This window comes from Bacillus nakamurai (assembly GCF_001584325.1).
Taxonomy (GTDB): Bacteria; Bacillota; Bacilli; order Bacillales; family Bacillaceae; genus Bacillus; species Bacillus nakamurai.
This window is the reverse complement of record NZ_LSAZ01000017.1, coordinates 13,509-27,012: the sequence shown is the minus strand read 5'-3', so window position 1 is coordinate 27,012 and position 13,504 is coordinate 13,509. Positions and strand designations below refer to the sequence as shown.

19 protein-coding genes are annotated in these 13,504 nt (G+C 45.7%); 8 read left to right on the top strand and 11 right to left on the bottom strand.

Going from position 1 to position 13,504, the window contains the following annotated elements:
• Nucleotides 1-18: 18 nt before the first annotated feature.
• A complete protein-coding gene (locus tag AXI59_RS09710) occupies nt 19-792 on the bottom strand; it encodes an alpha/beta hydrolase family protein (protein ID WP_061520065.1) in 774 nt (257 codons plus the stop codon).
• A 141-nt stretch (nt 793-933) separates the two neighbouring features.
• Between AXI59_RS09710 and AXI59_RS09705 the strand changes: the two genes are divergently transcribed.
• From AXI59_RS09705 to AXI59_RS09695, 3 genes are read left to right on the top strand one after another with little or no spacing between them, the layout of a single operon-like run.
• A complete protein-coding gene (locus AXI59_RS09705; RefSeq protein ID WP_061520064.1) occupies nt 934-1,938 on the top strand; it encodes an ABC transporter substrate-binding protein in 1,005 nt (334 codons plus the stop codon).
• A gap of 10 nt (nt 1,939-1,948) precedes the next feature.
• Nucleotides 1,949-2,731 carry an ABC transporter ATP-binding protein gene (locus AXI59_RS09700; protein ID WP_061528050.1) on the top strand — a complete coding sequence of 261 codons (783 nt, stop codon included), beginning with the start codon at nt 1,949-1,951 and terminating at the stop codon, nt 2,729-2,731.
• A complete protein-coding gene (locus AXI59_RS09695) occupies nt 2,706-3,518 on the top strand; it encodes an ABC transporter permease (protein WP_061520062.1) in 813 nt (270 codons plus the stop codon). The genes AXI59_RS09700 and AXI59_RS09695 overlap by 26 nt, the downstream gene beginning before the upstream one ends.
• 38 nt (nt 3,519-3,556) lie before the next feature.
• Here the strand turns inward: AXI59_RS09695 and ytkD are convergent, their stop codons facing one another.
• The 3 genes from ytkD to AXI59_RS09680 form a co-directional block, all read right to left on the bottom strand.
• Nucleotides 3,557-4,033 (bottom strand): RNA deprotection pyrophosphohydrolase, encoded by a 477-nt coding sequence (ytkD, locus tag AXI59_RS09690; protein ID WP_061528049.1) that lies wholly within the window; start codon nt 4,031-4,033, stop codon nt 3,557-3,559.
• 130 nt (nt 4,034-4,163) lie between these two features.
• Nucleotides 4,164-4,568 (bottom strand): phage holin family protein, encoded by a 405-nt coding sequence (locus AXI59_RS09685; protein ID WP_061520060.1) that lies wholly within the window; start codon nt 4,566-4,568, stop codon nt 4,164-4,166.
• Nucleotides 4,569-4,717: 149 nt separating this feature from the next.
• Entirely contained in the window at nt 4,718-5,155 is a 438-nt protein-coding gene (locus tag AXI59_RS09680; protein ID WP_061520059.1) for a Dps family protein, read from the bottom strand.
• Between the two features lie 126 nt (nt 5,156-5,281).
• On the opposite strand from AXI59_RS09680, the gene ytzI reads away from it, so the two are divergent.
• The gene (gene ytzI, locus AXI59_RS09675) at nt 5,282-5,431 is read left to right on the top strand and encodes a YtzI protein (protein WP_061520058.1); all 150 of its coding nucleotides are present in this window, start codon (nt 5,282-5,284) and stop codon (nt 5,429-5,431) included.
• Here ytzI and AXI59_RS09670 read toward each other — a convergent pair.
• Both AXI59_RS09670 and AXI59_RS09665 read right to left on the bottom strand, forming a co-directional pair.
• Nucleotides 5,428-5,871, bottom strand: coding sequence for a FixH family protein (locus AXI59_RS09670; RefSeq protein WP_061520057.1), 444 nt, complete (start codon nt 5,869-5,871; stop codon nt 5,428-5,430). The genes ytzI and AXI59_RS09670 overlap by 4 nt on opposite strands.
• A gap of 115 nt (nt 5,872-5,986) precedes the next feature.
• Nucleotides 5,987-6,460 (bottom strand): S-ribosylhomocysteine lyase, encoded by a 474-nt coding sequence (locus AXI59_RS09665; RefSeq protein ID WP_061520056.1) that lies wholly within the window; start codon nt 6,458-6,460, stop codon nt 5,987-5,989.
• A gap of 121 nt (nt 6,461-6,581) precedes the next feature.
• Between AXI59_RS09665 and yidD the strand changes: the two genes are divergently transcribed.
• Nucleotides 6,582-6,809 carry a membrane protein insertion efficiency factor YidD gene (gene yidD, locus AXI59_RS09660; protein ID WP_061520055.1) on the top strand — a complete coding sequence of 76 codons (228 nt, stop codon included), beginning with the start codon at nt 6,582-6,584 and terminating at the stop codon, nt 6,807-6,809.
• On the opposite strand, the gene AXI59_RS09655 is transcribed toward yidD, so the two are convergent.
• Both AXI59_RS09655 and AXI59_RS09650 read right to left on the bottom strand, forming a co-directional pair.
• A complete protein-coding gene (locus AXI59_RS09655) occupies nt 6,806-7,375 on the bottom strand; it encodes a beta-class carbonic anhydrase (protein WP_061528048.1) in 570 nt (189 codons plus the stop codon). The two genes, yidD and AXI59_RS09655, sit on opposite strands and share 4 nt — an antisense overlap.
• Before the next feature lie 125 nt (nt 7,376-7,500).
• Nucleotides 7,501-7,749, bottom strand: coding sequence for a type B 50S ribosomal protein L31 (locus tag AXI59_RS09650; protein WP_061520053.1), 249 nt, complete (start codon nt 7,747-7,749; stop codon nt 7,501-7,503).
• Nucleotides 7,750-7,946: 197 nt separating this feature from the next.
• Here AXI59_RS09650 and AXI59_RS09645 point away from each other — a divergent pair, with 197 nt between their 5' ends.
• The 3 genes from AXI59_RS09645 to AXI59_RS19320 are packed head-to-tail and all read left to right on the top strand — an operon-like array spanning nt 7,947 to nt 10,561.
• On the top strand, nt 7,947-9,278 hold the full coding sequence (locus AXI59_RS09645; RefSeq protein ID WP_061520104.1) for a cytochrome ubiquinol oxidase subunit I: 1,332 nt from the start codon (nt 7,947-7,949) through the stop codon (nt 9,276-9,278).
• Nucleotides 9,279-9,302: 24 nt separating this feature from the next.
• On the top strand, nt 9,303-10,343 hold the full coding sequence (locus AXI59_RS09640) for a cytochrome d ubiquinol oxidase subunit II (protein WP_061520052.1): 1,041 nt from the start codon (nt 9,303-9,305) through the stop codon (nt 10,341-10,343).
• A 59-nt stretch (nt 10,344-10,402) separates the two neighbouring features.
• Complete coding sequence (locus AXI59_RS19320) at nt 10,403-10,561, top strand: DUF1540 domain-containing protein (RefSeq protein WP_082791754.1); 159 nt, start codon at nt 10,403-10,405, stop codon at nt 10,559-10,561.
• A gap of 15 nt (nt 10,562-10,576) precedes the next feature.
• Here the strand turns inward: AXI59_RS19320 and AXI59_RS09635 are convergent, their stop codons facing one another.
• The 3 genes from AXI59_RS09635 to AXI59_RS09625 are packed head-to-tail and all read right to left on the bottom strand — an operon-like array spanning nt 10,577 to nt 13,489.
• A complete protein-coding gene (locus AXI59_RS09635; RefSeq protein WP_061520051.1) occupies nt 10,577-11,458 on the bottom strand; it encodes a metal ABC transporter permease in 882 nt (293 codons plus the stop codon).
• Complete coding sequence (locus tag AXI59_RS09630; RefSeq protein ID WP_061528068.1) at nt 11,448-12,731, bottom strand: metal ABC transporter permease; 1,284 nt, start codon at nt 12,729-12,731, stop codon at nt 11,448-11,450. Before AXI59_RS09630 ends, AXI59_RS09635 begins: the two co-directional genes overlap by 11 nt.
• A gap of 5 nt (nt 12,732-12,736) precedes the next feature.
• Nucleotides 12,737-13,489 carry a metal ABC transporter ATP-binding protein gene (locus tag AXI59_RS09625; RefSeq protein WP_061520050.1) on the bottom strand — a complete coding sequence of 251 codons (753 nt, stop codon included), beginning with the start codon at nt 13,487-13,489 and terminating at the stop codon, nt 12,737-12,739.
• Between the last annotated feature and the right edge of the window lie 15 nt (nt 13,490-13,504).

The window sequence follows — 13,504 nt, the reverse complement described above, 5'->3', positions numbered from 1 at the left end:
TACCATAAATCATTGGTCTTACCTTGATTTCATCCACTTGGTAAGCTGCCGGACGATGCGCCTGTTTTCTTTTGGAGGAAAATAATGCGTAAAACCGCTGTAATACCATGTTTCCACCTGCTTGTCCGCCTCTTTTAGCTTCTCTTCTATCATGCGGGCGTGTTCAATTGATACATTTTGGTCCTTCTCTCCATGAATGAGCAGCACGGGAGCATGGACGCAGTTTACTTTTTCAAACGGTGAGCGGCGTTTATATTCGTCCGGCACCTTTTTCGGCGTGCCGCCAATGACCCGCTTCATCATTCGCCGCAAGTCTTTTCGCTCCTCATATGTAAGCACCATATCACTGACACCGCCCCATGAGACGAACGAAGCCGCTTGGCGCCCCATTTCAATCGCAGTCAAAAGCCCCATAATCCCGCCGCGGGAAAAGCCGAAAATATGGACTCTGCCTTTCCTTACGCTCGGATGCTCTTGAAGCAGGCGGAAAGCGGAAAATGCATCTTCCCTGTCCTCTCCCGCAAAATCTTCATTGCCCTCACCGCCCTGATTGCCTCTGTAAAAAGGCGCAAACACGATAAAGCCTTGCGATGCGAATTGAACGATTCTTCCCGGCCGAACCATGCCGACGTTTTTAATGCCTCCTCGCAAATATAAAAAACCGTCATACTCCCCAGGCACAGCCGGCTCTGCCAGCAGCCCCTTCACCTTTAATCCTTCAGAAACATAACACACCGTAAAGAGGCGGACGTTCCGACTGGGAGACGGAAATCTTCTCTTCTCAACTAGCAAAACAAATAAGCCTCCTTGTCACTATCGGTTTTTTTATTCTTTCCCAACCTGAATATGGGCACTCACACATTTTTTATACCCATCATACGATATGTAAAGCAAAAAGGGTTATTTTAACGCTTAACACAAGGAGGTTATACCGTGAACAAATGGCTCAAAACGGGCTGCGCCTGCGTCATATGCGCCTTTCTTCTTCTTTTGCTCCCGGCCTGCAAGCAGGAAGAAAGTCTGACAAAGGTAAAGGTGGCAGAAGTCACACATTCTATCTTTTATACACCTTTGTATGTCGCTAAAGCAAAGGGCTTCTTTAAAAAAGAAGGGCTTCTTGTCACCGTCAATACGACATGGGGCGGCGACAAAACGATGACATCACTGCTGTCAAATGGATCAGACATCGCATTAGTCGGTTCTGAAACATCAATTTATGTAGAGGCGCAAGGAGCAAAGGACCCTGTCATTAACTTTGCTCAGCTGACACAGACAGACGGGACATTTCTCGTTGCAAGAAAGGATGAGAAACAATTCAAATGGGACGATGTAAAAGGAAAGACATTTCTCGGTCAGCGAAAAGGCGGCATGCCGCAAATGGCCGGTGAATACGCCCTGAAAAAACATCATATCGATCCGCAAAAGGACATTGATCTTATTCAAAACATTGACTTTGCCAATATATCAAACGCATTCGCGTCAGGAACCGGCGATTATGTGCAGCTGTTTGAACCGACGGCCTCACTGTTTGAAAAAGAAGGCATCGGCCATATCGTCGCCTCCTTCGGGGAAGCTTCCGGCCGAATGCCCTACACAACCTTTATGGCAAAAGAAAGCTATTTAAAGAACAACGAAAACACAGCGGAAAAATTCACGCGGGCTATTTACAAGGCTCAGCAATGGGTGGAAAGCCATTCAGCCAAAGACATTGCAAAAACGATTCAAAAAGACTTTACAGATACTGATCCTTCCATTATTGAAACTTCGATAAACCGCTATAAGAAACAAAAATCATTCTCTTCTGACCCCGTTTTGCAAGAAGACGAGTGGGAACAGCTCCAATCGATTATGGATGAAGCCGGGGAGCTCCCTAAACATATTCCGTACAGCAAGCTGGTAAACACAAAAATCGCCAAAAAAGTCACCTCAGAACAATAGGAGGACCATTATGCCTTTTTTACATGTAGATCATGTAACTCATACTTATTTCTCGCTGAAAGAAAAAACAACCGCCGTAAAGGATATACATTTCCAGATTGAAAAAGGAGACTTCATCTCCTTTCTCGGGCCGAGCGGATGCGGAAAAACAACGCTCTTATCGATTATTGCCGGTCTTATCCCTCCCGCAGAAGGCCAAGTGCTGATTGAAGGGAGTGTGCCGAATCATAAAGAGCATCATATCGGCTATATGCTTCAGCAGGATTATTTATTTCCTTGGAAATCAATTGAGGAAAATGTGCTGCTCGGGTTACGCATTTCCAAGACATTAACGGAAGAAAAAAGAGCAGAGGTTCTCGGCCTCCTTCCTGAGCTTGGATTAATCGGCGTCGAAAAGAAATATCCGAAAGAGCTTTCAGGCGGAATGCGGCAGCGGGCGGCCCTTACCAGAACCCTTGCGTCGAATCCGAGCCTTTTACTTCTTGATGAACCCTTTTCCGCACTTGACTTCCAAACGAAGCTCTCTCTTGAAAATCTTGTGTTCCGGACGTTAAAAGATTTTCAAAAAACAGCTGTCCTTGTGACTCATGATATCGGCGAAGCCATCGCGATGAGCGATACCATCTACTTATTTTCAAATCAGCCGGGCACCATCCATCAAATATTCAACGTACCTAAAGAATTAGCTGCATTAGACCCGTTTGACGCACGCCAAGACCCGGCCTTCCAGCCGCTGTTTCAAACCATATGGAAGGAGCTGAATTCCCTTGAAAAACAGCAGCGGGAATATTGAACAGCTTCATCAGCAGTTTAAGAAAAAACATAAAAAAGAAAAACGCCATATCCGTGTGTATCAGGCGGCCATCTTTGTCATCTTTTTTGCCGGATGGGAGATATCAAGCAAAGCAGGCTGGATTGATCCGTTAATCTTCAGCTCGCCTTCTGCCGTTTGGAAACTTCTGGTTCAAAAAATCACGGACGGATCACTCGCTGCGCATATCGGCGTCACCTTAGGAGAAACCGTTCTCGGCTTTTTGCTCGGAACGCTGCTCGGCACCTGCCTCGCCGCTCTTTTATGGTGGTCAAACCGGCTCGCCCGGATTTTAGATCCGTACCTCGTCATTTTAAACGCGATGCCGAAGGTCGCGCTCGGACCGATCCTGATCGTCGCACTCGGGCCTAGTTTCACGAGCATTGTCGCCATGGGAGCCGTAATCAGTGTCATTATCACCACAATCGTCGTGTTTACGGCATTTCAGGAAGTGGATGAAAATTATATTAAGGTGATGAAAACATTCGGCGCAAAAAAATGTGTCATTTTTAAAGAGGTGATTTTGCCGGCGTGCTCCCCCGCGATTATTTCAACGCTGAAGGTGAATGTCGGCTTATCATGGGTCGGCGTCATTGTCGGTGAGTTTCTCGTCTCCGAAAAAGGTTTGGGTTATATGATTATTTATGGATTCCAAGTCTTTAATTTTACACTCGTATTCTTAAGCCTTTTGATTATCGCGATTTTTGCGACACTAATGTATCAGGTGGTAGAGCTGTTAGAAAGAAAATGGACGAAAGGCAGAATATAAAAAAGGCCCGCGCGGTGACGCCGGGTCTTCGTTTTTCATTATTCAAATAAACCGTCCCGTTTCAGCTTTTTCAAACTGATCGGAAGCACTGAATCTTTCATAATAAAGCTGAATTTTTTATTTCGCGGGAGATTGTCCGGAAGTTCGCTGAATAACACCGGGCCTTTCGTCTCAAAGTAATCGGCTTGTTTTTCAAGCTTTTCGATATCGGCAAAGTATATATTTTTAACGATGACCTTTTCTTTGCCGAGCACTTTATACTGCCCGACGTACTGAAGATGTCTTACCGCCGCGCCGGTCTCTTCCTTTACCTCACGCAGCGCCGCTTCCTCGGCACATTCCATCGGCTCCACTTTTCCGCCCGGAAATTCAAAGCCCCGGTCTTCATGCTCAGTCAAGAGCCACTTATCACCGTAGCGGCAAATGACCCACACGTGCTTCGGGCTGTCTGAAAAAGGCTGGTGTTCAAAGGAGAGCTGAACAGTATTTTGATAGTAGTCTTTAAACTCGTACATGTTTATCCCTCTAATCCGTTCCTTCGTATCTTCCATACATCATACCACAGTTGCGTTTGATCGGAAGCCCTTTATCAAAAATTCAGAGGAAAACCATCATACCCTAGTATGGCCTCCAGCGCGGCAAATGTTACGGTTTGCGCTTGAATTTATTTTTCAAGGCGTCTAAAAGATCGACAAGCACTTGCGGAACCGGAATACCAAGCGAACTTGCCGTAATCACAATTTGCACCGATTCATATAAAATATAAAACATGATGGCTAAATTACGGATTGAACCCTCAGTAGTCAGCAGCTGATCAAAAAAATGGCAAACTGAGATTAATGCCAAGGTCACAATTTTTTTGACCAGCCGAGCAAAAAGCTTTTTCGCGGTCAACTGATGTAAAATGGTATCCTTTAAGCTTGTACTGATATATTCAATTGCCATTAACGATAACAAAATGAGAAACGAATATTGAAAACCGCCGAAGAAAAACCCCGCTGCTGACACGACGACTGCAAAAAACGAAAAGATGCCAAAGTCTTTGCCCACTTGTTCCAACATCCTTTCACAGAAACGGACTTACCTTATTGTATGAAAAGGAGGAGGAACGGACTGTATATTTCAGAAAAATGGACAACACCTCCCGCGGGCAGACAGATAAAAGACCGGACGCCGTAAAGCCCCGGTCTTTCATCATGTTATCCTAAATACGCTTTTAACATCCAGTTATGCTTTTCAATATTCTGGTGGATTGCAAGCAGCATATCCCCCGTTGTTTCGTCTCCCACCTCATCGGCAAGATCCATGCCGCTTTTCAGCTCCTCTGCGATAACAGAGAAATCATCATATATGCTTTGCACCATTTGCTCGGCGCTCTCATTGCCTTCCGCTTCTTTTACGGACGCCGTCTTCAGCGATTCAGTCATTGTGCCGATCGGCTTGCCGTTTAATGCTAAAAGGCGTTCTGCCAGATCATCAATATAAGTAGCGGATTCGTTATACAACTCTTCAAATTTTTCGTGCAGTGTGAAGAAGTCCTTCCCTTTTACATACCAATGAAAATTATGTAATTTCACATACATGACCGTCCAGTTTGCGACTTGTTTATTGACTGCATTCAATAATTTTTCTGACATTCTTATCTTCCTCCTTATGGTTTACTATTGATATACCCTTTTTATCGTCCGCCAAAACATAAAATTTCAGCCCCTTGATCATCTGACTGGAAAATATGTTATCATTTGTTAAAAAGGAGGGATATTATGCTGCTTCTTTTAAGCTTCGGCATCGTTATCGTGCTTGCCGTCCTGTTGTTATCCATCTGGTCGACCGTAAAGGCCTATAACGTAAAGCATACGATTGATCCGCCGCGAAACGCGCCAAACGGCTTCTCACAGAAAGACAAACATTAATGATGGTGCGTCTGTTTCTCTTGGCCGGAGGAATCACCGGCAGGCTCAGCATTTCCGACACGCACATTCAGAGTCGGCATGTTGTGCTGTTTTTTTGCCGTAACGTGGGATTGAATCGTGTATACGCCTTCTTCTTCGAATTCAGTCCGTAAATGATACGCCCCGTTTTCCTCCTTGGCCTTGCTTGTTTTACTGCTGCCTTTCTTTCCTTCTTTCCATACTTCAAACATGACTTCGTCCGCATCTGTGACGCGCTCGTCCCCATAAAAAACATCTGCCTGATATTCCGCTTTTTCATGCGGCTTCACCGTTTTTGGCCCCGTAAGCTTGACCTCCAGCGCTTTAGGCTCATCAGTTGCGGCAGTTTTATCCGAACCGCCGCCGCAAGAAGATAAAAGAAATACCATACCGCACATTCCTGCCAATACCGCTCGTTTCATCCAATCACTCCTTCTTGTTTGCTTCCATTTTAGCAAACGCTTACACAAAAGTTGTGACATTTTTTAGAAATATGTAAAAAAGCCCTTTTGCACTGAAGCAAAAAGGCTTACTTTGTTATCCGAACACTTTCAGCAATTCCTCTTTATCCTGTGAAAGCCAGAAGCGCATCAGGCGTTTAGCGCCTTCTAAATCATGAAGCTTCGCCTGTCCGCACTGTTTTTCATTGGCTGCGGGAATTTCCGTAATATCAATGGCTTCTTTCAGCGTCGCATCAAGCAAATCAACAATTTCTTCTGCTGTCGGTTCGCCGCTGACAACGAGATAATAGCCTGTTTGGCAGCCCATTGGTGAAATATCAATGATGTCGAAGTGATCGTATTTCTCAGAATGTGTACGAATCGTAAACGCAAGCAAGTGCTCAAGCGTATGAATCGTATCCGGCTTCATCGCCTGTTTATTCGGCTGGCAGAAACGGATGTCAAATTTATTCACGACGCCGTCTGTTCCGACTTTATGCACTCCGCAATGTCTTACATACGGAGCCACAACCGCATCATGGTCAAGCTCAAAACTTTCTACTGAAGGCATAATGGCACTCCCTTTTTTAGAATATGCACCTATTATAACACAGTTTTCCGATCAGAATTATGGCAGAAGCTTTTCAATCTGAGTTTTTTTTTCTATACTAACATCAGAAAGGGGCTTTACGATGAAAACCTTATTTATCGCCATAATTCGCGGATACCAAAAATTCATTTCTCCTCTGACGCCGCCGTCATGCCGCTTTTACCCGACGTGTTCACAATACGGAATTGAAGCCATAAAGACACACGGCGCGGTAAAAGGAGGATGGCTGACGCTGAAACGTATTTTGAAGTGCCACCCGCTTCATCCGGGCGGCGTTGATCCCGTACCTGAAAAAAAACGAAATAATTAGTTCATGTGTTGATAGCCGTCGATAACGAGATCAAGTTTTCCGGTTTCAGGATCAATCACAAGGCCGTGCACCGGAACATTATCAGGGAAAAGCGGATGATTTTTAATGACGTTTACACTGTCCGTGACGCTTGCTTCTACAGAATCAAAGCTTTTCAGCCACTGATCAAGGTCGACGCCTGAGTGCTTCAGCATGTCGATCCGCTCTTTCGGAATGCCCCGCTCAACGATTTTACCGAGCATATCCTCGCTGTTAATTTTGCTCATTCCGCAATCATGGTGGCCGATAACGCAGACTTCATCTGCGTTTAACTCATAAACGGCGACCAAAAGGCTCCGCATAATGCTCCCGAATGGGTGGGAAACGAGCGCGCCCGCACTTTTAATAATTTTCACATCACCGTTTCGCATGTTCATCGCATGCGGCAGCAATTCTACGAGACGGGTGTCCATACAGGACAAAATCGCCATCTTTTTATCAGGGAATTTAGAGGTTTGATATTTTTCATAATCTTTCTTTTCAATGAACTGCTCATTAAATTGTAAGATATCATTTAGAAGACTCATCCTGGTGTTTCCCTTCTGCTTTTTTATACCCAATATAACATAGGGCACGGCTTTTCGTCACGCCCGGGACTTGATGAAAAAGTAACAGGCGTTCAATAAAAAAAGACAAACCGCCGGGGCTTGTCTCATTTTCCCATATTGTATCTTTTGTTAAACTGTTCCACTCTTCCGCCTTTTTCGTTGAATTTTTGCCGGCCCGTATAAAATGGATGCGTATCTGAGCTGACCTCTACTTTAATCACCGGGTATGTGTTCCCGTCTTCCCACTGGGCAGTTTCCTCGGATGTTCTTGTTGAACGGCTTAAAAAACGGTAGCCGCTATTTACATCTTGAAAAATCACTTGATGATTATCCGGATGGATGTCTTTTTTCATGTTGATCTCCCTTTCTCAAATCGTAATAATTGCGTTTTATTCTATACCTTTGATAGGCCTTTGTCAATCATATATGCCCCTATCCGCAGATTTCTAAACCCTGCACAATTCTGGAATAAGAAGAATAATCTAATAGCTTCGGCAAATAATATAACCACATTACATAAAACGGTAATTCAGAAAGGCGGTTTATGATCGTGGATGATTTAGTGTTAGCCAGAAGCCTGTTCGGGACAACCATGGGCTTTCATATTATTTTCGCGACTTTAGGGGTAGGTTTGCCTCTTATGATTTTAATGGCTGAATTGATTTACCAAAAAACAAAAGATCCGCACTATGCCATTATGGCGAAAAGATGGACAAAGGCGCAGGCCGTGTTGCTGGGCGTGGCGATTCCGACCGGAACGATTGCGGGAACACAGCTCGCCTTGTTATGGCCGGGATTTATGGAAGTCATCGGCAGAGTCATGTCACTTCCGTTTCAGATTGAAATCTACGCGTTTTTTATCGAGGCGCTGTTTATGTCCATTTATGTATATGCCGCTGACCGGCTGACTCCGGCTATGCGAATCATCGCCGTTATTTTTGTGTTAATCGGCGCCGCGGCGTCTGCCGTCCTAATTACAAATGTCCACGCCTTTGAAGGAACGCCGGCCGGATTTAAAATTTTGAACGGCAAAATAACGGACGTTGAACCGTGGGCTGCGTTTTTTAATCCGAGCTTTTTTACCACCGCAGGCCATGTCGTTCTGACCGCTTTTATGACAGGCGCGTTTATTGTTGCGTCAGTAGCCGCCTATAAAATGCTGAGAACGAGAAAGCAGGAACAAGTTTATCGTTTTCACCGGAAAGCGCTGCTGCTTGCTTTAACGATCGGCGGCATTTTTTCCATTGTCGCTTCCTTAAACGGACACGAATCAGCCCAGCTCCTTTACCAATACCAGCCGGAAAAACTTGCGGGCGCTGAAGGATTATTTGAAACAAGATCACATGCCCCGCTTGCGATCGGCGGTTTTACGGATGCAAAAGAAGAAAAGGTGAAATGGGCGATAGAAGTGCCGTGGGCCTTAAGCTTTTTAGCGGCAAACAGCTTTGACACCGTCGTCAAAGGACTGAATGCATTCCCTCGAGACGAATGGCCGCCTTTATTTATCCATACTTTGTTTAACGGAATGGTCGGAATCGGCATGGTGCTGATTCTGTACTCTGTCATCGGCATTGTTTGGAGAAAGATCTTAAAAAAAGACAGCTTTCCGACATGGCTGCTGATTTTATTTTTAACAGCCGGTCCGCTTAGTTTAATCGGAATTGAGTTCGGGTGGATATTTGCTTGTACGGGCAGGCAGCCGTGGGTCATTTACCACCTGCTGAAAACATCAGATGTTGTGACGACAACGGGCTCAATCGGCATGCTGTTTATTCTGTTTACAGTGGTTTATGCCATTTTGGCCGCCGCAGTCATTTATGTGCTGCTTTATTATTTCCGCAAGCATCCCGTCGAGGAGGATGTAAAGGCGGCAGAATCTTAACAATAGGAAGGGCTGAATCGAAAAATGGACATTACCATGGATGCTCTTATCGCGATTTCAATCGTATGGGGTTTCGTGTTTATCTACGCGGTCATGGCGACGATGGACTTCGGAGCCGGTTTTTGGTCCATGATTTATTTAAATAAAGAACAAACAAAAGCGACAAACATCGCCAACCGTTATTTGTCGCCGACATGGGAAGTGACCAATGTCTTTATCGTCGCGATCGTTGTCGCCCTTTTCAGCTTCTTTCCGGGAGCAACTTTCGTGCTTGGAACCGTTTTATTAATTCCGGGGAGTATCATTTTGCTGCTTTTAGCGATCCGCAGCGGTTTTCTCGTCTTTTCCAACACGGCGAAAGAAAGAAAAATTATGAGATATATTTCCGGCATCTCAGGCTTTATTATACCGGCAGTGCTTATTCTTGTGCTTCCGGTGACACACGGCGGGTTTATCGAAAAAACGGGCGGAGTTTATCATCTGAATTTGGTCAGTGTGTTCACGAGCCTGAACGCTTATGCTTTTATCGGCTTTGCCATCTTAACTACTTTATTTTTATCTTCGCTGCTTTTGGCCGATTTTTCCAATGTGGCTGAAGAGGAGCACGCATACCGAATTTACAGGCGGAGCGCGTTAATAACAGGACCACTTTCCCTTCTTTTTGCGATATTCATTATGCTGACTTTACGCACTGAAGCCGCCTGGCTGTATGCCGGGATGATGAAGGATAAGACGTGGCTGATTCTTTCTGTCATTACATTTATTATCGCGGGCGTAGCTCTGTTTCTGCCGAATAAACGTTTCGGACAAAACCTCGGCAAGCCGAGAATTGCCATGATAGCGATTGCGGTTCAATATTTCCTGGCAAGCTATGCATACGGGCGCGCTCATCTCCCTTATATGATTTATCCCGATATCACCATCATGTCCGGCTTTACGGAGCCTGCAACGTTCAGGGCGCTGTTTATGACTTATATCGTTGCTTTCATCATCTTATTTCCAGGATTTTATTTCTTTTGGAAGTTATTTATGAAAGATAAACGTTATATCCGCCAGGAGGAATAGCACATGTAAGGCTGGCTATACTAAAGGCGTACCTTTTATCTTGGAGGGAGAGTTTCAGCATGAAACAAAAAATTCTGTGCGAAGTCAATAACTGTTCATATTGGGGACAAGGAAACAAGTGCACGGCTGACGCGATTTATGTTGTCAGTCATACAGGCAATACAGCTAAAAAAAGTGAAGAAACGGATTGCAAAACTTTTAAACCGCAAGATTTGTAAAAAAAAGAGCTGTTTTCATACAGCTCTTTTTAATTTGCGTCCCGCAAGCCTTTTAGAGATCAGACCCTGTGAAGGCGAAAACAGAAACGCCAGCAGAAAAAAGACACCTGTCATCGCGGCCATTGCGCCGGAAATTGACACATTCAGCCACGACGCAAAGCAATATCCCAATACCGCAGACAGCCCGCCGATACAGGCGCTGATCATGAGCATGGAAGACAGCCGGTTTGTAAACAGATAGGCAGCGGCAGGCGGCACAATCAGCATGGCCACGACTAAAACAGCGCCGACGGAATCAAAGGAAGCGACGGTCGTAAGCGACAGCATGCCCATCTGCACATAATGAATCAGCAAAACCGGAATGCCGATCGCCATTGCCATCTCAGGATCAAATGAAGCAATTTTAAATTCTTTATAACAAAACACAATCAGCAATACATTTACGATAAGCACAGACGCAAGCATCCAGAACGCTTTAGGGCCGATATCCGCGCCGAACAGTTCAGCAGTATTCCACGGAACAAAGGCAATTTCCCCCATAAGGGAATGCTCCACATCGAGATGCACATTTTCACCGTATACGGACAGCAAAATGACGCCGACGGCAAACAAAGACGTGAAAACAACTCCGATGGCCGCATCAGACTGAACTCCTTTGCTGTGCAGCAGCTGTACGAAAAAAGCGGTCAGAAGCCCGACAGCTGCCGCTCCGATAAACATAGGAATGCCGTCAAGGCTTTTCGTCACAAGGAAAGCGCCGACAATTCCCAGCAGTACAGTATGGCTGATCGCGTCAGCAAGCATTGCCATTTTTCTCAGAACGAGAAAGGTGCCGATTAAAGCGCAGCTCACGCCGACTAATATCCCCGTCGCGATAATCCATGCTTCATAGCTCATTGACAGCGCCTCCTTTTGCCTTTTGCGCAGAGAACTGCGGCATTCTGCCATGCAATCGCAAAAGATGATAAAGCTTTTCTTTCGTTTCCTTCGGCAGCCGATCAGGAGAAAAATCGTCCCTTTCAGCCGTATTTATGGGGGAAAGCTCTGTTTCATGCATGAGAAAAACCTCATACATGCGCTGAGATAAAGCAAGCTCATAACCCTTTTCAAGCCCGGATTGAGTCACCTTCCATGTTTCAGCCCCGCCGCGCTTTATGAAGCCCTTTTTCTCCAGAATCCTGATGGAGCGTCTCCCTTCTTTTTTAATCATCTGCTCTGTTAGTACCGTTTCATTCGTTTGTTCATAGTTTTCATAGATGGCTGAAAGCACTTGTTCGAAAGCCGTCTTTCTTCTCAGTCTGAGCAGCCTTGCCGCCTTTGAAGCCAGTCCCCGGTTCGGGGCGAATAATAGAGAGAATAAAAATACGGAAGTCGCGGTTAAAATAATTAACGGTCCGGTCGCCATACCGTCCATAGTCGTGCTCAGCAGCGTTCCCGTCACCCCGCTGACCCCACCGATCAGTCCGGACAGCACAATCATCACCGTTAAACGCTCCGTCCAATATCTTGCGGCAATGGCAGGTGTAATGAGCATGGCCGCCATTAAAATGACGCCGACAGTCTGAAGGCCGATTACAACCGCACAAACGATCAATAAAACCAAAAGCCCATTCAGAAAGCGGACCGGAAGCCCTAGACCCTTTGCAAACGCCATATCAAATGTGATCAATTTAAATTCTTTAAAAAAGACTGTGCACAGCAGGAGCAAAACTGCGGAGATTACGCCGATGATCAGAATATCCTGCTTGATAAGCGAAGCCGCTTGACCGAACAAAAAGGAATCAAGCCCGCTTTGACTGCCGGAACCGAGCCTTTGAATATAGGTCAGCAGAATAATGCCGACACCAAAAAATACAGACAGCACGATGCCGATCGCGGAATCCTCTTTTGTTTTTGAATGCTCCGTTATTTTCTGGATGCACCATGTCCCCGCTAAGCCCGCAGCAGCCGCGCCGATTAAAAATAACAGCATCGACTTTTCCCCGGCAAACAAAAAAGCAAGACAAACTCCGGGTAAAGCGGAATGGGCCATGGCATCGCCGATTAAACTTTGTCTTCTGAGCAGCACAAAGCTTCCAAGGACTCCGCTCGCCATGCCGAGAAGCAAAGTCCCCGCCATCACCCATTGGGTATTCGGCTGCTGGAGCTGAAGCCATAGATTTTCCAGCATTGCCATCAGCCTGTGCCCCCTTCAGCCACCAGATGATCTTTCAGAAAAGCAAGCCTTCCGCCATACGTTTTTTGTAAATTATCTATCGTAAACACTTGTTCCGTCGGACCGAACGCAATCTTTCTTACATTTAAAAGCAGCATCCAGTCAAAATAATCCTTTGCAGTCTGTAAATCATGATGAACGACGAGAACGGTTTTTCCCTTTCGTTTTAATTCCATTAACAGCGTAATAATGGCGCGCTCCGTCGCTGCGTCAACGCCGACAAACGGTTCATCCATAAAATAAATATCCGCCTCTTGGCATAAGGCCCTCGCCAAAAATACCCTCTGCTGCTGACCTCCTGAGAGCTGGCTGATTTGCCTTTTGGCGTAATCAAGCATGCCGACTTTATCCAAACATGTTTTGGCTGCCTCCACATCACGTTTTTTCGGACGTTTACACCAGCCGATATGCCCGTATCTCCCCATTAAGACGACATCAAGGGCGCTCGTCGGGAAATCCCAATCAACGGAACCGCGCTGCGGAACATAGCCGATTCTTTTCCGCTCCGCGCTGTAGGTCTTTCCGTAAATGGAAATCTCCCCAGATGCGCTTGGAATCAAGCCTAAAATGGCTTTAATCAAAGTCGATTTCCCCGCGCCGTTAGGGCCGATGATACCGACCAGGTTTCCTTCGGGCACCTGCATGGAAACGTTCTGCAATACGGGTTTTTTATGATAAGCTACCGTTACATTTTCTATGTTGACAGGGTACAAGTTGTTCTCTCCTTC